This is a genomic window from Nocardia cyriacigeorgica (genome assembly GCF_010858045.1).
Lineage (GTDB): Bacteria > Actinomycetota > Actinomycetes > Mycobacteriales > Mycobacteriaceae > Nocardia > Nocardia cyriacigeorgica_E.
This window is the reverse complement of record NZ_JAAGVC010000026.1, coordinates 31,354-52,623: the sequence shown is the minus strand read 5'-3', so window position 1 is coordinate 52,623 and position 21,270 is coordinate 31,354. Positions and strand designations below refer to the sequence as shown.

Genomic DNA, 21,270 nt, shown 5'->3' with positions numbered 1-21,270 from the left:
GGTGCCGCCGAACCTACCGGACAGGCCGCGCGATTCAGTCGGCGATCAGGCTCGTCGGCGCGATCCGCCCGGTCAGCAGCAGCAACAGCCTCGATGCGGGTGCGGCAATCAGGACGCCGTCACCCGCCGACCAGTCGGCGTCGGTGGCGCGCAGCCGATAGCCCGCGAAGTTGCGCGCCGCATGGAACGGCCAGCCCATCGTCCAGATCCGTTGCAGCGACCAGCGAGCCGGTTCCTCCGGTATCTCGTACCGCAGGCCCAGCGGGACGGCGATGTCCTGGCCGTGGACCAGCAGATCCATCAGCCGATCGGTGGGTGTGGTGCCGATCGGGGTGATACGGCGGTCGGCGGATGCGCGCAGCCGCCGCAGCAAGCCGGCGCTGTCGAGCTGCGTGGCGAGCCGAATCGCGGTGTCGCGGTTGAGGCGGTCGATACTGCCGTGCGCCCGCACCAGCTCCCATAGCAGTCGGCCGAGGGATGCATCAGAGCTGATCACGACGTGCGCGACGACCTCACGGACCCGCCAGCCCGCGCACAGCGAGTCCTGATCCCAGGCATGGCCGGGCAAGCTCGCGAGCAGATCGGCCAAACGTTCGCGCTCGGCGGCGACCGCCCGCCAGATCTGCTCCTCGGATGGGGTCGATACCTGCGTCATCGGTGTTCCTCCTGGTTGCTCGACTACCGGTACGGTAGGAACTCCAGCCGGGTGGAGGTTCCAGCGAAAGTGACGCACGACACACATCCTCGTGATCTGGTGAGCATTGGTGAGCTGTCCCGCCGCACCGGTGTCGCGGTGCGCACCCTCCGGTTCTATTGCGACGAAGGACTTCTCGCACCGCGCCGCACCGCGGGCGGACACCGGGTGTTCGAACCCGCCGTCGTCGACCAGGTGCTATCGATGCGTCGGCTGCGCGCGCTCGGGCTCGGGTTGGCCGAGATCGCCGGAATCCTCTCGGGTGACGTGACGATCGAGGACGCGATCGCCGATGCCCGCCACGAGGTGAGCGGCCGACTCGACGCGCTGTCGTGGCGGCACGCCTCGCTGCTCGCCATCGAACGAGCCGCACCCGGCGAACGTGCCGCCCGGCTCGAACTGCTTGCGCAGGTACCGGATCGAGCCGCCGCCCGGAGCGCGATCATCTCGTTCTGGCGACGGGTACTCGCGGCCATGCCGACCGAGTTGTTCGATGACTTCGTCGAGATGGACGTGCCGCGGGTACCGGCGCATCCGACGCCGGATCACGTGGTCGCCTTCGCCGAACTCGTGCGGTTGGTCGGCACACCGGAGCTGGATCGGGTCATCGCACGCCAGCTCTGGCGCACCGACACCGAACGGATCCAGGACAGGCGGGCCCTGCTGCTCGGGGTCGCCGACGCCTACGCCGCGGTAGCGCAGCGAGTGCTGGACGGCGACCCACCGTGCGCGGGCCCCGAACTCGACCGTTTCGTCGCTGTGCACGCCGAGGTGCGCGGCCGCGCCGACACCACGGCCTTCCGGCGCGAGTTGGCCTTCGGCATCCCCGATACTCACCCGGCGACCAGCCGGTATTGGACGCTGACCAGCGCGATACTGGGGACCGAGCACACCACCGGTACCGCGCAACGCTGGCTGCACAGCGCGCTCAGCGCATCCGTCGCCTGAGCGAGATCGGGCTAGCGGGGAAGGTTTCGCTGCGTGCCTGCGCTGTCCTGCTCGGTGTAGGCACCGCTGTCGGATCGGACGTTTCGATGGTCGTGGGCGCGGCGGCCGGTCTCGGCAGCTCGCCGGACGGGAGCGCCCCGCTGTGTGCTGGTGCTGCGTTCGCTGCCGGCAGCCGCCGCTGAGACCGGTAGATCCTCTCGGACCGGCGGCAGGGTGCGGCGGTAGCGGGCGTAGCCGGTGAGCATGATGGTCAACCAGAGCAGGCCGATGCTCCAGCCGGCCAGGACGTCGGTGGGCCAGTGCACGCCGAGGTAGACGCGGGACAGGCCGACCAGCGCGAGGAACGTCGCGGCGGCGACGGCCACGGCACGTTTGGGGCCGGGCCGGCGCAGGCCGGCGATGACCACGGCGGCGATGACGCCGACCACGACCGCCGACCCGAGGCTGTGCCCGGACGGATAGGAGTGGCTGGTGACCACGACCAGCCGGTCCGCCATCGGCGGGCGTTCGCGATCGATCACGGATTTGAGCAGCGGAATCAGCAGCGCCGAACCTGCTCCGGTCACCGCGACCAGCGTCAGTTCGGGCCACTGGCGGCGGGTGGCCAGCACCGCGCACGCGAGTATCGCCGCCGACCACATGGCGATGGTGCCGCCGGAGTGGGTGATCACCTTCACGACCGGGGTCAGCGCGTCGACCCGGTGCGCGACCACCCAGTCCATGATCGGCACATCCACCGCCGCCACGGCGCCGCCGTGCAGGACGAACCAGGTCAGGCTCACCGCCGACACCGCGAGCACGATCGCCAACCACACCATCGAATCAGCCTAGGCGTTGCCCGCGCCGGCCCGCGAAAGCCCACCCTCGGCGTGCCGCCGACCGGCTGACGACAGGTGACTGTCGCCGTGCGGCAGCCCACCGGGGAGCCGACACCGACGCCGGAGGCGGTCGTCCCTCGTCGGGAGTCAGCGTGGCGTGGTGCTCTCGACGGCGGCGGACCGGAAGACGCCGAGTCCGCCGGGCTCGCTGCTGATGGTGAGGTCGCTGACCCGATGGTTGACCTCGCCGTCGGTGGCGAGGGAGACATCCGAGCCGACCACCTGTACTCGCATCTGCGCCACCCGACGGTGCACGTAGGTGTGCGAATGCTCCAGGCTGCCGGTGATGGTCGACCAGATCAGCCGGGTTCGTGACAGCGGCAGATCCGCGCGCAGGTAGCGGACGTCGAGGGTGCCGCCGTGCAGGCGCGGGCGCGAAGTCGGGATCTGGTGGCCGGGCAGATAGGTGCCGTTGCCGACGAACAGCATCCAGATCTCGACCCGTTCCCCGTCGATGATCGCGTGCAACGGCTGCGCCCGCGACAGCACCCGCAGCATCGCGACCGCCGCGGCCGGCCATTTCCCGAGTCGCGATTGCAGCTTCTCGCGCAGACGCACGAAATCCGGGTAGCCGCCGAGGCTGGCGGTGTTGATGAAGGTGCGTTCACCGTCGCCGCCGAAGCGCACGCGGGCGATATCGGTGCGCATCACCTCGCCCGATTCCAGCGCTGCCACCGTCGCGGCCGGGTCGTCGACGCCGAGGTCGCGCGCGAAATGGTTGAGGGTTCCGCCGGCGAAGACCGCGAGTGGCAGGTCGTGGCGGAGCGCGGCTTCGGCCACACCGGAGACGGTGCCGTCGCCGCCGAGTGCACCGAGTGCGACCACTCCTCCCGCGCGGACCTGCTCGGCGATCTGTGCGCCGAGATCGGCGCGCGGATCCAGTTCGAGGATCTGCGCCGCGGGGAGCCTGTCGCGGAGGGGGTCGAGCTGGTCGCCGTTGCCCAGCCCGGAGGACCGGTTGACCACCAGCAGCAGCCCTTTGCCGTCGGGCAACGGTGTGGTGGATTCGGTGGGCCCCATGGTGGCCGGTTCACCGGCGCGCACCGCCCACCAGCGCCGGGTGGCCAGTGCCAGCGCCGAGCCGAGCATCGCGCCCGCGACCACATCGGAGGGCCAGTGCACCCCGATGTGCACGCGGGAGTAGCCGACCGCGACCGCGACCGGTGCCACCGCGACGGCGGCGCGGCGGTCTTCGAGCGCGACGCCGGTGACGAACGCGGCCGCCGACGCCGAATGCCCGGACGGGAACGACGACGAGTAGGGCGGTTTGACCGGCCTGCGCACGAACGGCACGGAGGCGTCCGGTGGCCTCCGGCGCGGAAACATCGGCTTGGCGATACCGTTGGCGATACCGCTGGCCAGCCCGACCGACAGCACTCCGCGTACCGCGGCCCGGCGTTGCGCCCGGTCCCCCACCAGGTACATGACCGCGGCGATGGCCACCCACAGCAGGTTGCGGTCGGCCATCCGGCTCAGTTTGCGCAGCACCCGGTCCGCCGGTGTGGGTCGTAAGTCGGCACTACGCGCTATCAGCCACCGATCCACCGCACTCACTACTTACCTCGCTTCTCGCCGGGCCACCGGGCACCGGCCACGGCACTGTCGGAGTCTAGCGACCCGCCGCGCGCCACGCCCGAATCCGGGCTGGACAACCGGCGGTGCAGACGTCGAGTTCCGCTGCGCGCCACTGTATTCGGCGCTGTGCATGGCCGGCTCACGCCGTCGTGAACCCGCGGCGGCCGATCTCGCCCAGAGCCCGGCGAGGCCGACGGGCGCTCACCCCTTGCCGATGGGTGTCGGTTGCGGTGGTTCATCGGCGAGCACGGGCTCGCCCAATCCGATGCGCCGCTGCAGCCGTGTCATCCATTCCGGCGCCCACCAGCATCTGTCGCCGAGCAGGGTCATCGTGGCCGGAACCAGCATCATGCGTAACACGGTGGCGTCGATGATCAGCGCGGCGATCATGCCGAAGGCGATGTACTGCATCATCACCAGATCGGAGAAGGCGAAGGCGCCGGTCACCACCAGCAGGATCAGCGCGGCGGCGGTGATGATGCGCCCGGTGTGCGCGGTGCCGGTGCGCACCGCCTCCTCGGTGGAGGCGCCCTTGGCGCGGGCCTCCACCATGCGCGAGAGCAGGAAGACCTCGTAATCGGTGGACAGCCCGTAGATGATGGCGATGATGAGCACCAGGATGTTGGCCTGGATGGGTTGCGGGGTGAAGTTCAGCAGGTCGGCGCCGTGCCCGTCGAGGAAGATCCAGGTCAGGATGCCGAGCGTGGAGCCGAGCCCGAGCGCGCTCATCAACGCCGCCTTGATCGGCAGCACGAGCGAACCGAAGGTCAAGAACATCAGCATCGTGGTCACCAGCAGCACCAGCGCGATCATGAACGGGATACGCACCAGCAACGCGTCGATGCTGTCTTTCTGAATCGCGGGGACCCCGCCGACCAGCATGGTCACCCCGTCGGGCCGTTCCAGATCGCGCAGGTACTCGATGGTCTCGCCCGCTTCGGCCGAGTCGACGAGGGTGGCCTTGGTGCGGTACACGTCGCCCTGCACCGTCGAGCGCGACGGAATCTCGAAATCGCCCGCCAGGCCGGGGGCGGTATTCGCCGCATCCCACAGATCACCCACCGCGGTGCTGTTGTCGGAGACGAAGATCAATTCCAGCGGATCCGATTTCCGGACCGGGAACAGCCCGTCGATCCGCTCCTGGGCGACTCGGGTCGGATCGTCCGGCGGCAGATAGCGTTCGCTGAAACCGCCGAAGACGAGGTTGCGCATGGGCAGGATCAACAGCAGCAGCCCGAGGCACAGGGCGATGCTGATCTTCCGCGGATGCCGCATCACCCAGGCGGTGCTGCGCGCCCAGAATCCGTGCTCGATCTCGTCGGCGGACCTGGTGCGACGGAACCGCTCGAAGCCGAGCAGATCCACCCGGGGCCCGAGCACCGCGAGCATCGCGGGCAGCAGGGTGATCGAGGCCAGCGCCGCCAGTGAGACGGTCGCGATGGCGCCGTAGGCCATCGATTTCAGGAAACCCTGCGGGAACAGCAGCATGCCGCCGAGGCTGGCGATGATCATCGTCGCCGAGAACACCACCGTGCGCCCGGCCGTCAGCACCGAGCGGCGCACCGCGGTCGGCGTGTCATGGCCCGCGGCCAGTTCTTCGCGGAACCGGCTCACCACGAACAGGCCGTAGTCGATCGCCAGCCCGATCCCGATCATCGAGACCACCGGGGAGACGAAGGTATTCACGTCGGTGGCCATGGTGAGCAACCGCAGAATGCCGTAGGCGCCGAACACGGTGAGCCCGCCGACGATCAACGGCAGCGCCGCCGCCACCACGCCGCCGAAGATGAAGAACAGCAGCACCGCGACCGCCGGGATGGCCAGCATCTCCAAGCGCCTGGTGTCGTGGGCGACGGTGTCGTTCAAGGTTCCCGCGACCGCTTGCAGGCCGCCGACCTGCACCTCGATCCCCGGAATCGCGAAGGCGTCCTTGACCTTGCGATAGTTCTGCACCATCTCGGTGTCGGTCTCGCCGCGAATGGCGATCGCGGCGACGGCGTGGGTGCGATCGTCGGTCGCCGCCTGCGGCCCGCTCAGTTTGCCGGTCTCGGTCGGCCAATAGGCGGCATTGATGCCGAGGATCTCGTCGGGGTGCTCGCGGGGCAGGCGGTTGAGGTTGTCCACGACGCGATCGCGGAATTGCGGGTCGTCGACGGTGCCGCCGTCGGGCGCGGTGTAGAGGACCACCACGTCGACGTCATGGTTGCGGCCGAAGGCCCGGTCGGACAAGCGTGCGGCTACGGCGGATTCCGAGGTGGGATCGTCCAAACCACCCGAGGTCAGGTGATCATCGAGGCCGGTGCCGATCGCGCCGAGGCCGAGCATCGCCGCGCCCACCACCACGATGACGGCGAACCGCCACCGGTACACCAGCTGCCCCCAGCGAGTGAACATCACCCGATCCCGGGTACGGCGGCGCACACTCCGGCGCGCCCGCGACGATCTCGTCGATCCGATCGGACCAGCACGCCGATTGCCAAGGGGCCGGGTCCTTTCCGCTCATACCAGCACTGTTGGACGTCATCCAACGTACCGGCCGGAAGCGACTGGACGTTACGGTTGTGAATTCTCCTAACGGCCAACAGGTTCCGTGCGGTTACGCCACTGCGGTCGATGAATGATCGACGACGGCTCGGATGGGCCCGCGGTAGCCGGCCGCCAGAGCGTGTACCACGGACTCGAAGCGGGCAACGAACGATTCCGCGGTCGGTGGATCGAACAGCGCGGTGGGATAGAGGAACACGCCGTCGACGCCGGCCGGGGCTCCGGCGTCGTCGTAGCGTTCAACCAGCCCGAACTCCAGATCATGTTTGGCCCGCGGGGCCCCGACCGGCACCTCGGTGACGGTGGGCGTCCGCGCGCCGGCCGACGGTGGCGCCGCGGCCGCGCGTTCGAGGATCAGGGTGGCCTGGAACAGTGGGGTCCGCGCGTCCTCGAGCAGGCAGCGCTTCAGTCGCGGGTTCGGTGTGTCCGGATGCGCGAACGCGGCCAGCGCCACCCTGCGGACCTGCTCGATGAGCTCGTCCATATCCGCGGCACGGTCCAAGCGGATTCGCAGCAACACGTCGTCGGCGAAGTTGCCGACCAGATCGTCGAGCAGCCGGTGGTCGCGTCCGCTCACCGCGGTCGCCACGGTGACGTCGTCGCTGCGGCCGAACCAGCCGACACACACCGCGAACGCCGCCTGCACGACCATGAACAGGCTGGCCCGCCCCCGCTGGGCGCGTGCGAGCAGGGCGGCGTGCACCGATGGCGCGAAAGCCACCGCGATGGTCGCGCCGTCGGCGGACGGCACCGCGGCACGGGGCCGATCGTAGGGGAACCGCAGCATCGCGGGCCGTCCGGCGAGGGTGTTGGCCCAGTAGCGCAGCTGCTGGGTGGCGCGGCTCCACTCGTCGGCGTACTCACCGAGCTTGGCGTGCTTCCACACCGTGTAATCGGCGTACTCGACCGGAAGCGGCGGCAGAACCGGCGCCCGGCCGCACGCGCGGGCGGTATAGGCGGCGCCCAGGTCGCGCATCAGTGGGGCCACCGAGCGGCCGTCGATGCTGATGTGATGGGCCACCAGCAGCAGCACCACGTCGTCCTCGCTCAGCACGTACACCCGCGCCCGCAGCGGCAGCTGCGCGGCCAGGTCGAACTCTCGGCCGGCGAATTCGGCGAGCCGGGTGGGCAGATCGGCCTCCGATACCGGGCATACCCGGATGTCCAGATCGGCCTCGGCGATCGGGACCACCACCTGCTCGGGCCCGTGTTCGGTGGCCGGGTAGCAGGTACGCAACGGCTCATGCCTGGCAACCACATCGGTGAGCGCGACGACCAGCGCGTCGACGTCGATCGAGGCACCGCGGATGCGGACCGCGCGCGCCACGTTCCAGTCCGCCGAGCGGCCCGCCCGCGCCGCATGCCACATCCGCTCCTGCGCCGGTGCCAGCGGCAGATGCGCCGGACGGGGACGGCGCATCAACACCGGCGGGCGCGCCGCCGCCGGCAGCGCGTACCCGGAGCGCAGCACCGGTATCGGACCCGTACCGCGCCGGTCACCCGAACTCCTCGACCCGGCCCTCGTAGCGGAGTCCACCACCTGCACCTCACCAACACGCTCGATCTCGCGGGAAAGGTAGCCGGGTCGAGTTAACCGACAGTTACCGATGCGTGAAGGCGCCGAGTCGGAGATCCGGCGGGGTGGCCGAGCGGCGCGACGGTCGGCACTAGGGTGGAACGGTGCAGACAGGCCAGGAATCAGACCACCCGCACGCGGATCCACTCGCCGGACCCCGGATCTGGGGCGGAACCACCCTCACCGAGCGCAAGCAGGTGCGGCGGGCGGCGCTACTGGAGGCGGCGCTGGATCTGATCGGCGAATCCGGAGCAGCCGGAGTCACCATGCGGGCGGTATGCCGCCGGGCCACTCTCACCGACCGCTACTTCTACGAGAGCTTCGCCAGCCGCGACGAACTGCTCGACGTGCTCTACCGGCAGGTCGCCGAGGAATTCCTGGAACCGATGACGGCCTTCGCCGTGGCCGACGATCCGTCGAGGGACCGCGCCCTGTCGGAAGTCCTGGTCGACAAGGTGCTGGAGGATCCGCGCAAGTCACGCCTGTTCCTGGTGGAGCCGTATTCCAGTACCGGCCTCGGGCAGACCACCATCGCGGTGATGCCCGCGTTCACCCGGCTCATCCAGGACCACCTGTTCTCCCATATCGACGACCCGGTGCGGCGGCGCCTGGCGGCGGTCACCATGGCCAGCGGCAATGCCGGCATGTTCTCGGCCTGGCTCAACGGATCCCTGCGGGCCGATCGCGATGAGATCGTCGATCATCTCGTCGCGATGATCACCGCCTACCGCGGGCTGTACCGGCACTGATCGCGGCCGTGGCACCGCTCACCATCGAGTTGCCCCGCCCGGCGTTGGCGTCGGCCGCCCAGATCGTTTCCGGCATCGGACTTCTCGGGGCCGCTGTCATCATCCATGACGGACCGGCTCGGCCGGCCCCGCGAAAAGTAAGCTCACCGCAGGAGGTTCGAACGTTGACCGATGCGGTAGTGGGTTCTACGGGTACGCTGATGTCGCCGATCCGGGGGGCCGGGATGCTGGGTGAGGTCCTGGTCGCCGTCCGAGGGGGAACCGAGCTCTACATCGCGCGCGCCACCGAGCCGATCGCGGCCGGGGCGACCGTGCTGATCATCGCTGTCGACTCCGGCCGCATCGCCGAGGTGGTGCCGTGGATCCCGCTCCCGGATCCGCCGCAATGAGGTGTTCGAAACAGCAAGGGAGACACAGTGCTGGGCTACCACGTTCCGGATCCGGACGAGGCAATGCTGGTCAGCGGCGCCAAGAGCAAGGACAACGCGCCGTTCAAGGTGATCATCGGACGCGGCGCCTGGGTGGTGCCGTTCTTCCGTAAGGTGCGGTACCTGTCGCTGGCCATGTTCGAGGCCGAGATCAAGGAGCGTTGCGAGACCAAACAGGCGATCCAGCTCGATGTGCGCGCGGTCGTCGCGTTCAAGGTCGCCAACGACACCGCCTCGATCGTCAATGCCGCGCAACGGTTCCTGTCCGAACAGGAACGCGAGATGTCGATGCTGACCGGGCGGATCTTCTCCGGCCATCTGCGTTCCATCGTCGGTTCGATGACCGTGGAGGAAATCATCCGGGAACGGCAGAAGCTGGCCGACGAGGTGCTGGTGGCGTCGAAGGTCGAGATGGGCAATATCGGCCTGTGGGTCGACTCGTTCCAGATCATGTCCATCGACGACGGCGACCTCGGCTACATCAACGCCCTCGCCGCACCGCACAATGCCGCCGTGCAGCGCGACGCGCAGATCGCGCGCTCGCAGGCCGCGCAGCGGGCGGCCGAAGCCGAGCAGGAATCGCTGCGCCGGCAGGCCGAATACCAGCGCGAGACCTCGATCCTGAAGGCCCAGTATCAGCGCGATATCGACAAGGCCGAAGCCGAGGCGGCCGCGGCCGGCCCGCTGGCGCAGGCGCTGGCCCAGCAAGAGGTGCTCATCGCCAAGGCCGAACAGGCACGCAAGGAAGCCGAACTGCGTGAACAGCAGTTGCAGGCCGAGGTGGTGAAACCGGCCGCTGCCGAGGCCGAGCGGGTGCGCATTCTCGCCGAGGCCGAGGCGGACCGGACCAGGATCCAGGCCGAGGCCGCGGCCTCCAACAACCGGATCGCGCTGGACCAGTTGCTCATCGAGCAATTGCCCGAGATCGTGCGCCAGGCCTCGCACGGTCTGTCCAACGCCAACCTCACCGTGCTCAACGGACCCGATGGGGTCAGCGAATTGGTCAACGGGATGGTCGGTCAGGGCCTGACGGTGTTCTCATCGCTGCAAAAGGCGCTTTCCTCCAACGATGGAGAAAATGCGGGCTAAAGTGGCCCGGTAGCGTCGGCGACGAGGAGCGGGTGTGGTGGCCATCGGGAAATTGGTGTCGTTCGACAGCTCGCGCGGATTCGGTTTCATTCGCCCCGAAGACGGTGGCCCGGATGTTTTCGTGCACGTCAACGACATCGGTCTCGACGAGGACGAACTGCGCCAGGGCAGGGTGTTCGAGTTCGAGATCACCGAGGGCGACCGCGGGCCGAAGGCGATCAATCTGGCCGCCGCCGGCGGCGCGCTCGGCCCCGCTCCTCGCGTCCGCATCAAAGACCGGGCGGGGGTGGTGGTGTTGAGCCCCGCCGAGCACACCCGGCTGGTCACCGAACTGCTCCTGGATGCGAGCCCGGCCCTCACCGCCGGTGAGATCATCACCATCCGCGAACGACTCACCGCCTTCGCCGCCGAACACGGCTGGCTCGACGACTGACCCCGGCCACTCGCGCCGGTCCGGCACGCCCGCCGTTCTGCCCGGGATCCCGCACGCTGTCGGTGCCGCCACATACGATCGCCACACCGATGAATCCATCGGCCCCACCGATGAATCATCGTCGGTCGCGACGTCGACATCGGTGAGGACCGACTCCGAGGAGGATCGCGTGGACCTACCGGTGATGCCACCCGTGCGGCCGATGCTCGCCAAATCCGCCCCAGCGGTACCGCGGGAACCCGGGCTGAGTTATGAACCCAAATGGGATGGATTCCGGTGCATCGTGTTCCGCGACGGCGCCGAGATCGAACTCGGCTCCCGCAACGATCGCCCGCTGACCAGGTATTTCCCCGAGGTCGCCGAGCTGTTGAAGGACGCGTTGCCGCCGCGCTGCGTGGTCGACGGCGAGATCGTCATCGTCACCGAGGCCGGCCTCGATTTCGACACCCTGCAGCTGCGGCTGCACCCAGCCGCCTCGCGGGTGGCCAAACTCGCCGCGGAAACCCCGGCGAGTTTCGTCGCCTTCGATCTGCTCGCGCTCGGCGACGACGATTTGACCGGCGAGCCGTTCCGGGAACGCAGGCGCCTGCTCGAGACCATCCTCGATACCGAACTCGCCCGGGTGCACCTGACGCCGATCACCTCCGATCCCGATATCGCCGAGGACTGGTTCACCCGCTTCGAGGGCGCCGGCTTCGACGGAGTGATGGTCAAGGCCGACGATCAGCGGTATCAGCAGGACAAACGGGTGATGCTCAAGGTCAAACACGAACGCACCGCCGATTGCGTGGTCGCCGGATTCCGCTGGCACAAAGACGGCGAGGGGGTTGGTTCGCTGCTGCTCGGGCTCTACGACGACGAGGGCAACCTGCATCATGTCGGGGTGGCGAGCAGCTTCACCGCGGCCAAACGCAAGCAGTTGATCGACGAGCTCGCGCCGTGGCGCGAGGGCGCGCTGGACAACCATCCGTGGCGCAACTGGGCCGACGCGGCTGCTCAGGCGTCGGCCGAAGGCAAGATGCCGGGCGGGATGAGCCGCTGGAGTGCGGGCAAGGATCTGTCCTGGGAGGCGCTGCGGCCCGAGCTCGTCGCCGAGGTCCGCTACGAGCATGTGCAGTCGGGGCGGTTCCGCCACGGCGGCAGGCTGGTGCGGTTCCGCACCGACCGCACGCCCGAATCGTGCACCTACGGCCAGCTCGACGAGGTCGCCCCGGCCGAACTGGCCGCCATCTTCGGTTCCGAGGTGGCGCGATGAGCAGCTCGGTCGAAATCGAGGTCGACGGCCGCAATCTCACCATCTCCAACCCCGACAAGGTGTATTTCAGCAAGCGCGGGGAGACGAAACTCGATCTGGTGCACTACTACCAGGCCGTGGCCGAACCACTGCTCGGCGTCATCGGCCACCGGCCACTGCTGCTGGAGCGCTATCCCGACGGTGCGTCGGGCAAATCCTGGTTCCAGAAGCGGGTGCCGAAATCCGCGCCCGACTGGTTGCACACGGTCGAGGTGTCCACCCCCAACGGCACCACCAGCGACGCGCTCGTCGCCCACGATCTGGCCCACATTCTGTGGGCGGTGAATCAGGGCTGTCTCGGGTTCCACGTGTGGCCCAATCACGTCGACGATCTCCGCATCGCCGACGAATTGCGCGTGGATCTCGACCCCTCCCCCGGTATCGGCTTCGACGACCTACGCGCGGCTGCCGTGCGCACCCGGGAACTGTGCGCCGAACTCGGTATCGACGCTCGGGTCAAGACCTCCGGATCACGCGGGCTGCACCTCTATGTGGCACTGGAGCCGCGCTGGGACGGCTACCAGGTGCGTGCGGCGGCGGTCGCGCTGGCCCGTGAGCTGGAACGTCGCCATCCCGAGGAGATCACCGCGCACTGGTGGAAGGAAGAGCGCGGCCGCCGCGTCTTCGTCGACTACAACCAGAACGCCCCGCACAAAACGGTTTTCGGGGCGTGGTGTGTGCGGCCCAAAGTCGGCGCCCAGGTGTCGACGCCGATCTCCTGGGATGATCTGGCGACGGTGGTGCCGGAGGAGCTGACCATCGCCACCGTCCCGGCCCGGCTGGCCGAACGCGGCGACCCGTGGGCCGACCGGCCGCCGCAGTCGATCGAACCGCTGCTGGAGATGTCGGAGCGGGATATGGCCTCGGGTCTGATGGACGCGCCGTGGCCGCCGCAGTATCCGAAGATGCCCAACGAGCCACCGCGCGTCCAGCCCAGCCGCGCCAAGAAGGCCGACTGAGGCTCAGTCCGGCAGCGCGTCCACGGTCGGGACGACGACGCCGAACAGATCGGTGACGGTGGTCAGGGCCGCGGTGTGCAGTGCGGCCGCGGGCACGACCGCACCGTCCGGGCCGGTCAGGGCGCGGGTGGCGCTGGCTTCGGCGACGACGGTCGGGCGGTAGCCGAGGTTGAACGCGCCCTGCGCGGTGTGGCCGAGGCACATGTGCGTCATGAACCCGGCCAGCACCAGATCGCCGCCCGGCTCGACACCCGAATCCCGCAGCGTCTGTTCCAGTTCGGTGCGGTGGAAGGAATCGGGGAACTGCTTGACCACCACCGGCTCACCGTCGATGGGCGCGACTTCGGCGCTGATCGCGCCGATCTCGGCGCGGATGTCGTACGGGGTGCCTTCGCCGCCGTCGTTGACGATGTGCACGATGGGAATCCCCGCACCGCGTGCACGTTCCAGCAAGCGGGCACCGGCCGCCAACGCCGGCTCGGCGCCTTCCAATGCCATCACGCCGGTCCGGTAGGTGTTCTGGAAATCGATCATGATCAGGGCGCTATCGCGCAGCCGTGGCGCCGAATCGTTCAGTCCGACGACGGTGCGCAGGGTATCCGAGGGCCGGGGTGTGGTCATGAGACAGCCTTTCGACAGTGATGTGGGCATGGCGAAGTTCCTCCCCGGCGCGGTGGCCGAGGGAGGTCTGTGGGGGCGGAGGCTCAGGCCGTCCGGGTGCGGAAGCGGCGGCGGTAGGCCGCCGGTGTGGTACCGAGCTGACGTTTGACGGCCCGGTGCAGGGTCTCCACCGAGCCGAGTCCCGAGCTCGCGGCGATCTGGTCGAGGCTGTGGTCGGTGGTTTCGAGCAGTCGTCGGGCGACTTCGACCCTGGTCGCTTCGACGTAGGCGCTGGGCCCGACCCCCATCTCGGCGGTGAAGACCCGGACGAAATGGCGTTCGCTCAACCGCATCCGCGCGGCGAGGACCTCGGTGGACAGTTCCTCGTCGAAATGCTCGGCGATCCACAGCCGGAGCTCGTCGATATCGCGGCGGGCCGGTGCGGGACGGCTCAGCGGCACCGAGAACTGGCTCTGCCCGCCCTGTCGTTTCAGATACATCACCAGCTGACGCGCCACGGCCAGCGCCGTCTGCTCGCCGAGGTCCTCGGCGACCAGGGCCAGCGCGAGGTCCAGGCAGGCGCTGATGCCCGCGCCGGTCCACAGCCTGCCCCGGTCGGTGCGTACGAAGATCGGATCCGGATCGACGGTGACCTCGGGATGGCGGGCCGCGAGCTGGGCGGCGGTCGACCAGTGCGTGGTGGCCGTCTTGCCGTCGAGCAGCCCGGCCGCGGCGAGCAGGTGCGCGCCGACGCAGACCGAGGCCACCCGCCCGGCGCTCGGGGCGGTCGCTGCCAGCCACTGCACCACGTCGGTATCGATGCGCGCCAGTGGCCCGCCCTCGGTCATCTCGACGGCACCGGGCACCAACAGGGTGTCGACGCGGCCGTCGACTTCGTCGAAGGTCAGGTCCGGCAGTACCCGCACGCCGGCCGACGTGGTGACCGGGCCGAGCGCCGGAGCAGCGAGGCGGACCCGGTAGCCCGCGCGGCCTGCCGTCTCGCGGTTGGCCAGGGCGAAGACTTCCGCGGGGCCGGTGACGTCGAGGAGATCGACCTCGGGGAAGACCGCGATGACGACCTGATGGGAACTGGGCACGAACCCATCCTCACCCGCGGCACCGATGACGGCAATGACGATTGTCTGTCACATTCGGACATCGCACCGTCGGCGATCCGGCGCGCTCAGGCGGTCCAGAGCACCCAGGTCGCGCTTCGGCCCTGGCCTTCGCAGACCAAGGCGCGCCCGTCGGCGGTGCGCGCGGTCGCCGCGACCCCCGGATTGCAGCTGGTGCCGCCTTCGCCGACCACCTCGGAGATCGTGTAGGGCCCCTTCCACTGGAATCCGGTGGTGGAGGTGGCGGCGGTCAGGCACAGCAGCGTCGATCCGTCGGCGGCGGTGCCGATGAGTCCGGCCTCCGGGCAGGCGGTGCGCAGGACGGCCGTCGGCGCCGCGGGCCCGGCGGGCTCGGCACCGGAGGCGGGGGCGCCGGTGGTCGCCTCCGGCGCACCCGCGTGCTCCGGCGGGCCACCGGCGGCCCGTCCGGTCGCCGATGCCGCTGTCGCCCAGGCGGTCTGGGAGGTCTGGGTGGAGGCGAGGTCCTCGGTCCGGGAGACCACGTCCGAGAGCAGGTCGCCGGGCAGTACCAGCAAGGCCGCGATCACCGCGGCCTCGGCCAGCCCGAGCAGCAGCGCGAACAACGCCATCACCCGGCCGCGCGGGTGGCTGAAGGCGATGAGCCCGAACACGATCGCGACCGGGATCAACAGCAGCAGGGCCGCGACCAGCGCGATGACCGCGTAGGGGTTGACGATTCGGCGGGTGGCGGGTTCGTCGTAGCCGCGGGGCCAGTCGTAGTCGTCGTCGGGTTCGTCGACGGCGACGCCTCGGCCACGGCGGGAGGCCGCGGTGGTGTCGTCGCGAACTTCCGGCCAGCGCTCATCTGCCCAGCGCTGCGAATCTGCCATCCGAGGTACCTCTCACACTCACCGTCGCGCGAAACCCCGCCAGATCCGGACCCGCCCCGACATGAGAAGGATAGAGGCCCACCGCTGAACCGTCCCGCGAACGCGGGTAGCTCAGCGGCCGCGTTCGACCTTCGGCAGCGATTCGGTGACCAGGGTGAGCAGCATGTCCACCAGCAGTCCGTGCACCTGGTCGCGGGACAGCGTGCCGCGGGTGATCCATTCCCGTCCGGCCACTTTCACCAATCCGCCGTAGGCGCGCACCATCGCGCGCATGGACGCGCTGTGTGCCGAATCGGCGAGCCCGATCATCAGCAGCAGCCGTTCCGCGGCGGCGTCATCGGCCTGATCCAGGATCTGCTGCACGTCCGGATCGTCGCCGACGCCCTCATGACTGGTGACCTTGACCCAGGTGCTGCCGTGTTCGGAGATGGTGTCGAGCAGCCAGCGCACGCTGGCCTCGACCCGTTCGCGTTCGGTGCCGGTGGGCACGATCATGTCGTCGATGCGCGGCAGGGTCACCATCCGGCGCACCACCGCGAGATACAGATCGCGCTTGTTGCCGAAGTAGTGATTGATCAGCCCGCGCGCGACGCCCGCGCGCTGCGCCAGCTCCGCCGTCGACACCGCGGCATAGGGCCGCTCGCCGAACATCTCGATCGCCTGGGCCAGGATCTGGGCCCGGCGTTCGTCGGGCTCGAGCCGCCGGCGGCGCGGTTGCCCGTCGGTGGCCGAGACTGGGGTATCAGAGAGATCGCGCAATGAGATCCTTCATCACCTCGTTGCTCCCGGCGAGGATGCGCAGCACACGAGCGCCGGTGTAGAGCTGGGAAATCGGGTACTCCGTCATGTAGCCGTAGCCGCCGAACAGTTGCAGGCAGCGGTCAACCACGATACCCAGTTGGTCGGTCAACCAGTACTTCGACATCGCAGCGGTGGGAATATCGAGTTCACCGCGCAGGTGCTTGGTGATGCAGTCGTCGAGGAAGGTGCGGCTCACCGTGGCCAGCGTCGCGCATTCGGCGAGTTCGAACTTGGTGTTCTGCATGGCGAACAGTGGTTTGCCGAACGCCGCACGGCCCTTGGTGTATTCGACGGTCAGCTCGACCGCGCGTTCCATCATCGCGACCGCCATGATCGCGGTGACGAGTCGTTCCTGGGCCAGCATCTGCATCATCTGGTAAAAGCCCTGGCCCTCGACGCCGCCGAGCAGGTTCGCCGCCGGCACCCGGAGACCGTCGAAGAACAGCTCCGCGGTGTCCTGCCCCTTGCCGCCGATCTTGGACAAGATGCGGCCCCTGGTGAAACCCGGAGTGTCCTCGCCCACCTCGGCGAACAGCAGGGAGACGCCCGCAGCGCCCTGCTCGGGATCGGTTTTGGCGGCGATGATGATGCCGTCGCAGAGCCAGCCGTTGGTGATGAAGATCTTCGATCCGGTGATGACGTAGTCGTCGCCGTCGCGCACCGCGCGGGTCTTGATGTTCTGCAGGTCCGAGCCGGTACCGGGTTCGGTCATGCCGATCGAGAGCACCATATCGCCGCTCGCGGCCCGCGGCAGCACCCGCTGCTTGAGGTCGTCGGAACCGAATTCGGCCAGATAGGGGGCGATGATCGCGCTGTGCACCGGCATGCCCATGGCGCCGTCACCGGCGCGGACCTGCTCCTCGATGATCGCGGCCTCGTGGGCGAAGGTGCCGCCACCACCGCCGAATGCCTCGGGCAGCGCCGCGCAGAGCAGGCCGAGCTTGCCCGCGGTCCGGTAGAGCTCGCGGTCGGGGTGACCCTGCTCGACGAATTTCTCCTCGTGCGGAACGACCTCGCGCTCGAAGAAATTGCGGGCCAGATCCCGCACCGCTTCGACCTCGTCATCACTCCACATCGCGCGTGCCATCTCGTATCCTCCGCTCTCCCGCCCGGCCGCGCCGGGGCTCGTGCACTCAGATTCACCCACTATTGGCGTTCTGTCAACAAGCCGCGCGCAGCGGTGCCGCGAGTGCGCGCACGGGAACTCAGCGGTCGGGTTCGACCGCGGCGAGGGTGGTGAAGATGGGCGTGGCCGGATCGGCCTCGATCCCACGGCGACGCAGGAAGCTGTCGATGAGCCCCCACACGTATTCGGTGGTCTGATCGACGAATTCGTTCGCGTCGTCGGCCGGATCATCGCCGCCGAGCCACAGGTCGGTGATCGAGACGACCACACCGGTGATGGCGCGCGCCAGATAGTCGACGCCGCTGTCGTCGATGGGCACCGCTTCGGCCACCGCGCCGGCCCGCCGCGCCAGGCGCCCGGCGACCTGACGGCCGAGGTCCACCTGCACCACCGAGCCGTCGCGGTCGTGTCCGGTCGGGGCCTGGCCGAGGAAACGGAAGACGTTCGGGTGTTCGAGGATGCTGTCGGCGTAGGCACGCAGGACCGTCCGCAGCGCCTGCCGCGGCGGCTGCAGCACGAGGGTCAAGTCGCTGCCCGCGGCGGCGAACGCCGATTTCGCCATCCGGCCGCCGATCTCGGTGAACAGATCGGCCTTGTCCGCGAAACGCCGGTACAGGCGCGGTTTGGTGATGCCTGCCTCGCGCGCGATGTCGTCCATGCTCGGCCGCGGGCCGTCGCGATCGATCACTCTGATGGCGGCGTCGACGATCTCGTCGCGGCCGATGGATCGCGGGGCGGCGCGCACGGTGGAGCGGTTCACGCTGGTCATCTCCGGGTGCCGGCGACGTCGATGTTGGCGAGTGCGGCGGCATTCACCCCTCGAGCAACACCACCGACCCTGGTGCGAGAGCATACACGTACTCCTGGTACGCGCGAGTCGAGCTCGGCCGCTCGCCTAGTAAACCCGCGATTCACGTGATCCATCACACATCGACGTCTACCTGGTGTATCCGACTTCTCCGGCCGACGTACTGGCAGTATCGTCGACCGTACCGCCAGTACGCCCGAACGAGGTGACGTGATGACCGAACCGCGCGATCCCGCCCGCCACCCGCAGGACGGGCCCGCACCCGACCGCCGCTGGCGGATCACGATCGACGGCGTCGAGCTCGCCGGCTTCGAATGGGGAGACCCGGCGGCGCAGCCCCTGGTACTCGTACACGGCGCCTCCGACACCCACCGTGTCTGGGAACAGGTGGCGGTGATCCTCGCCGACGAATTCCGGGTGATCACCTATGACGTGCGCGGGCACGGCCGGTCCGGCGCGCCCCATGAGCTCGCCGCCTACCGGCTCGACCGGCTCGCCGAGGACCTCTACGCCGTCATCGACACCGCGTCCCCGCACCAGCCGGTTCATCTGGCCGGTCACGGCTGGGGTGCGGTGCAGGGCTGGGAAGCGGTGCTCGATCCGCGCGCGAACACCCGCATCGCATCGTTCACGGCCCTGTCGGCGCCCCATCTGGACCACCTCGGACTGTGGTTGCATCAGCTGCGTCGTCGCACCAGGCGCACCGCGCATCGGGTGCAATCCCGCGCAGTGCGCCGGTTCGCGGCCGTCCCGCCGCTCGAGCGCCGCACCGCGGCCGGGATCGACGGCGCCGCCCCACCACGCGACACCGCACCCGCACCCGACTCCCGGGCGCGACGCCCGCGCCGGCGCGCGCCGATGGCGTCCGCACTGGACGAGGCGCTGCTGACGCTGCACAGCTCACCGTCGATGCTGCGCCGGGCGCTCTACCAGCCGCGGGTCCACGCCGGCCTACGGCAGCTCACGCACCGCTCCGCCCATACGGTGGCGCCGATCGCGCCCACCTGGCGCGCTGATCTCCTCGCGGGCGCGCGGATCGTCCGCGCCAATCTCGGCCACCACCTCCGTCATCCCCGCGATCAGCACACCGCGGTGCCCGTGCAGCTGCTCCTCGACGCCGCCGACCCGGCCGCGCGGCCGGGCGTGCGGGCCGCCGTACAGGAACGAGTGGATCGGCTGTGGTGCTACACGCTGCCGGCGGACCATTGGCTTCCGGTGACCGAACCGCTGCTGGTCGGCGAGGCCATCGCCAATTTCGTCAGCGATCTGCGCGCCGACAGCGACCCCGTCTTCCGCACCACGCACTGAAACGACCGGCATCCACCGGCGACGAGCCATTCACCGACGAAAGGCATCATGACCACCGCAGCCGACACCTTGTCCGAGAGGCTGGGCGCTCCCCTGCCCGAGGCGTTCTCCCGTCTGTCCGAAGCACAACTCACCGAGCTCGATCATGTGCTGAGCGCGGCGTCGGAGCGCCGGGCCGCGCAGATGCACGCGGCCTTCGAATCCGGATTGCAGATGATCCCGCGACTGCTGCGTCCCGCGGTGAAGAAGGCGCTCGGCCTGTGAGCAACCATCTGCTCGCGCTCGCCGAGACGACCAAACTTGCCCGGCTGCTCGGCGTGGAGACCGAGCGGCTCGACTTCCTGGTAGACCTGCCGCCCGCGGCGATCCGTGAGTTCCGCGATCGCAGCACCGACATGCTCTTCGACCGCGACCGCGCAAAACTCGCGATGGTGGCCGCGGCGGCCAATCTCGTACCGGTGGCGATCAGTGCGAAGATCGCCACCCGCGCGTTCGGGCCCGTGCTGTGCGCCGCGGTGGCCGCCTCGGTCGAGCCGCGGCGCGCCGTGGACATCGCGGCCGCCCTGCCCGCGCCGTTCCTGGCCGAAGCGGCCATTGCCCTGGATCCGCGGCGCACCGCCGCGGTGATCGCCCAGGTTCCGCCGCGGCAGGTCGCCGCGGTCGCGACCGAACTGCTGGGCCGCGACGAGCACGTCACCATGGGCCGGTTCGTCGGCGTGGTGCCCGAGCCCTCGCTGCGCGCGGCCGCCGCCGTCACCGACGACGCCGACCTGCTGCGGATCGGCTTCCTGATGGAGGACAAGAGTTCGATCAATACCTTGATCGATATCGTGGCCGACCGGCTGCCCGCCATCATCCGCGCCGCGCACACCGAGCGGTTGTGGGCGCAGGGCCTGGATCTGCTCGCCACCGTGAACGACGCGAACAAGGCCCGGCTCGGCGATATCGTCGCCGGGCTCGGTGACGAGGTCCTCGACGGACTCGTCCGCGCTGCCTACGAACTCGATGCGCTATCGACGCTGCTTCCGGTCACCCGTGCCATGAGCGCCACGGCGCTCGCGGCGCTGGCGTCCCGGCCCGCCGTGCACGACGAGCAGTTCCTCGCCGCGTGCGTCGACATCGCCCTGCGCGAGGAACTGTGGCTGGATCTGCTTCCGCTGACCGGCTATCTGCCCCCGCAACCGTTGGCCTTCGTCGCCGGCCGGATCGCCGCCGAACCCGAGGACCGGCTCGATGATCTGCTGCGCCGCGCCGGGGCCGCGGGCCAGTGGGAGGCCGTGATCCCCCTCGCCACCGCGCTGCCGGACGAGGATCGCCGCCGGCTGGCCGCGCTGCCGGTGATGACCGAGCCCGACGACGCAGCGAGCGCGCCCCGGCCCGCCTCCGCCGGGGACGGGTCGGCCTCCGGGCGTGACCGGCTCGCCGAGGCACTGCGAGTCGACTAGCCGACTGCCGAGTCCGGCCGCGGACACTGTCGAATGGCCGCTCACCTGG

21 protein-coding genes are annotated in these 21,270 nt (G+C 69.4%); 10 read left to right on the top strand and 11 right to left on the bottom strand.

What is annotated here, in order from left to right; translation table 11 throughout:
- Positions 1-34 precede the first annotated feature (34 nt).
- Complete coding sequence (locus GV790_RS20290) at positions 35-655, bottom strand: maleylpyruvate isomerase family mycothiol-dependent enzyme (RefSeq protein ID WP_163814889.1); 621 nt, start codon at positions 653-655, stop codon at positions 35-37.
- Positions 656-754: 99 nt separating this feature from the next.
- Between GV790_RS20290 and GV790_RS20285 the strand changes: the two genes are divergently transcribed.
- On the top strand, positions 755-1,642 hold the full coding sequence (locus GV790_RS20285; RefSeq protein ID WP_163814887.1) for a MerR family transcriptional regulator: 888 nt from the start codon (positions 755-757) through the stop codon (positions 1,640-1,642).
- An 11-nt stretch (positions 1,643-1,653) separates the two neighbouring features.
- Here GV790_RS20285 and GV790_RS20280 read toward each other — a convergent pair whose 3' ends face one another.
- The 4 genes from GV790_RS20280 to GV790_RS20265 form a co-directional block, all read right to left on the bottom strand.
- A complete protein-coding gene (locus GV790_RS20280; protein WP_163814886.1) occupies positions 1,654-2,460 on the bottom strand; it encodes a phosphatase PAP2 family protein in 807 nt (268 codons plus the stop codon).
- 147 nt (positions 2,461-2,607) lie between these two features.
- Positions 2,608-3,987 (bottom strand): bifunctional phosphatase PAP2/diacylglycerol kinase family protein, encoded by a 1,380-nt coding sequence (locus tag GV790_RS20275; RefSeq protein ID WP_178128155.1) that lies wholly within the window; start codon positions 3,985-3,987, stop codon positions 2,608-2,610.
- A gap of 309 nt (positions 3,988-4,296) precedes the next feature.
- A complete protein-coding gene (locus GV790_RS20270) occupies positions 4,297-6,489 on the bottom strand; it encodes an MMPL family transporter (RefSeq protein ID WP_163814884.1) in 2,193 nt (730 codons plus the stop codon).
- A 202-nt stretch (positions 6,490-6,691) separates the two neighbouring features.
- The gene (locus tag GV790_RS20265) at positions 6,692-8,176 is read right to left on the bottom strand and encodes a condensation domain-containing protein (RefSeq protein WP_280211477.1); all 1,485 of its coding nucleotides are present in this window, start codon (positions 8,174-8,176) and stop codon (positions 6,692-6,694) included.
- 143 nt (positions 8,177-8,319) lie between these two features.
- Between GV790_RS20265 and GV790_RS20260 the strand changes: the two genes are divergently transcribed.
- The 6 genes from GV790_RS20260 to ligD all read left to right on the top strand — a co-directional run bounded on the left by GV790_RS20260 (position 8,320) and on the right by ligD (position 13,167).
- Positions 8,320-8,964 (top strand): TetR/AcrR family transcriptional regulator, encoded by a 645-nt coding sequence (locus GV790_RS20260; protein ID WP_163814883.1) that lies wholly within the window; start codon positions 8,320-8,322, stop codon positions 8,962-8,964.
- Between the two features lie 179 nt (positions 8,965-9,143).
- Positions 9,144-9,353, top strand: coding sequence for a hypothetical protein (locus GV790_RS20255; RefSeq protein ID WP_309139016.1), 210 nt, complete (start codon positions 9,144-9,146; stop codon positions 9,351-9,353).
- Between the two features lie 27 nt (positions 9,354-9,380).
- Positions 9,381-10,481, top strand: coding sequence for an SPFH domain-containing protein (locus GV790_RS20250; RefSeq protein WP_163814881.1), 1,101 nt, complete (start codon positions 9,381-9,383; stop codon positions 10,479-10,481).
- Between the two features lie 34 nt (positions 10,482-10,515).
- Positions 10,516-10,914, top strand: coding sequence for a cold shock domain-containing protein (locus GV790_RS20245; RefSeq protein WP_163814880.1), 399 nt, complete (start codon positions 10,516-10,518; stop codon positions 10,912-10,914).
- A 169-nt stretch (positions 10,915-11,083) separates the two neighbouring features.
- Complete coding sequence (locus GV790_RS20240; protein WP_280211481.1) at positions 11,084-12,169, top strand: ATP-dependent DNA ligase; 1,086 nt, start codon at positions 11,084-11,086, stop codon at positions 12,167-12,169.
- Complete coding sequence (gene ligD / locus GV790_RS20235; protein ID WP_163814879.1) at positions 12,166-13,167, top strand: non-homologous end-joining DNA ligase; 1,002 nt, start codon at positions 12,166-12,168, stop codon at positions 13,165-13,167. Before GV790_RS20240 ends, ligD begins: the two co-directional genes overlap by 4 nt.
- Before the next feature lie 3 nt (positions 13,168-13,170).
- Here ligD and GV790_RS20230 read toward each other — a convergent pair whose 3' ends face one another.
- From GV790_RS20230 to GV790_RS20205, 6 genes are all read right to left on the bottom strand, one after another.
- A complete protein-coding gene (locus GV790_RS20230) occupies positions 13,171-13,788 on the bottom strand; it encodes a cysteine hydrolase family protein (RefSeq protein WP_163814878.1) in 618 nt (205 codons plus the stop codon).
- Positions 13,789-13,871: 83 nt separating this feature from the next.
- A complete protein-coding gene (locus GV790_RS31785; protein ID WP_163814877.1) occupies positions 13,872-14,864 on the bottom strand; it encodes a GlxA family transcriptional regulator in 993 nt (330 codons plus the stop codon).
- An 86-nt stretch (positions 14,865-14,950) separates the two neighbouring features.
- Positions 14,951-15,733: a hypothetical protein gene (locus GV790_RS20220; RefSeq protein ID WP_163814876.1), complete on the bottom strand. Its 783-nt coding sequence runs from the start codon at positions 15,731-15,733 to the stop codon at positions 14,951-14,953.
- 111 nt (positions 15,734-15,844) lie between these two features.
- Positions 15,845-16,492 (bottom strand): TetR/AcrR family transcriptional regulator, encoded by a 648-nt coding sequence (locus tag GV790_RS20215; protein WP_163814875.1) that lies wholly within the window; start codon positions 16,490-16,492, stop codon positions 15,845-15,847.
- On the bottom strand, positions 16,476-17,621 hold the full coding sequence (locus tag GV790_RS20210; RefSeq protein WP_163814874.1) for an acyl-CoA dehydrogenase family protein: 1,146 nt from the start codon (positions 17,619-17,621) through the stop codon (positions 16,476-16,478). Before GV790_RS20210 ends, GV790_RS20215 begins: the two co-directional genes overlap by 17 nt.
- A 118-nt stretch (positions 17,622-17,739) precedes the next feature.
- Positions 17,740-18,429, bottom strand: a complete 690-nt coding sequence (locus tag GV790_RS20205; protein WP_163814873.1) for a TetR/AcrR family transcriptional regulator — start codon at positions 18,427-18,429, stop codon at positions 17,740-17,742.
- A gap of 252 nt (positions 18,430-18,681) precedes the next feature.
- Between GV790_RS20205 and GV790_RS20200 the strand changes: the two genes are divergently transcribed.
- From GV790_RS20200 to GV790_RS20190, 3 genes are read left to right on the top strand one after another with little or no spacing between them, the layout of a single operon-like run.
- Positions 18,682-19,776, top strand: a complete 1,095-nt coding sequence (locus tag GV790_RS20200; protein WP_163814872.1) for an alpha/beta fold hydrolase — start codon at positions 18,682-18,684, stop codon at positions 19,774-19,776.
- A 48-nt stretch (positions 19,777-19,824) separates the two neighbouring features.
- On the top strand, positions 19,825-20,040 hold the full coding sequence (locus tag GV790_RS20195) for a hypothetical protein (RefSeq protein ID WP_163814871.1): 216 nt from the start codon (positions 19,825-19,827) through the stop codon (positions 20,038-20,040).
- Complete coding sequence (locus GV790_RS20190; RefSeq protein WP_175585956.1) at positions 20,037-21,221, top strand: hypothetical protein; 1,185 nt, start codon at positions 20,037-20,039, stop codon at positions 21,219-21,221. The genes GV790_RS20195 and GV790_RS20190 overlap by 4 nt, the downstream gene beginning before the upstream one ends.
- Positions 21,222-21,270 lie beyond the last annotated feature (49 nt).

What these genes read in the sequence shown, in the direction of transcription:
- GV790_RS20205 (WP_163814873.1), bottom strand. Translation starts at nt 18,429, where the DNA reads ATGACCAGCGTGAACCGCTCCACCGTGCGCGCCGCCCCGCGATCCATC.
- GV790_RS20230 (WP_163814878.1), bottom strand. Translation starts at nt 13,788, where the DNA reads ATGACCACACCCCGGCCCTCGGATACCCTGCGCACCGTCGTCGGACTG.
- ligD (WP_163814879.1), top strand. Translation starts at nt 12,166, where the DNA reads ATGAGCAGCTCGGTCGAAATCGAGGTCGACGGCCGCAATCTCACCATC.
- GV790_RS20195 (WP_163814871.1), top strand. Translation starts at nt 19,825, where the DNA reads ATGACCACCGCAGCCGACACCTTGTCCGAGAGGCTGGGCGCTCCCCTG.
- GV790_RS20290 (WP_163814889.1), bottom strand. Translation starts at nt 655, where the DNA reads ATGACGCAGGTATCGACCCCATCCGAGGAGCAGATCTGGCGGGCGGTC.
- GV790_RS20280 (WP_163814886.1), bottom strand. Translation starts at nt 2,460, where the DNA reads ATGGTGTGGTTGGCGATCGTGCTCGCGGTGTCGGCGGTGAGCCTGACC.
- GV790_RS20270 (WP_163814884.1), bottom strand. Translation starts at nt 6,489, where the DNA reads ATGTTCACTCGCTGGGGGCAGCTGGTGTACCGGTGGCGGTTCGCCGTC.
- GV790_RS20200 (WP_163814872.1), top strand. Translation starts at nt 18,682, where the DNA reads ATGACCGAACCGCGCGATCCCGCCCGCCACCCGCAGGACGGGCCCGCA.
- GV790_RS20220 (WP_163814876.1), bottom strand. Translation starts at nt 15,733, where the DNA reads ATGGCAGATTCGCAGCGCTGGGCAGATGAGCGCTGGCCGGAAGTTCGC.
- GV790_RS20275 (WP_178128155.1), bottom strand. Translation starts at nt 3,987, where the DNA reads ATGGCCGACCGCAACCTGCTGTGGGTGGCCATCGCCGCGGTCATGTAC.
- GV790_RS20210 (WP_163814874.1), bottom strand. Translation starts at nt 17,621, where the DNA reads ATGGCACGCGCGATGTGGAGTGATGACGAGGTCGAAGCGGTGCGGGAT.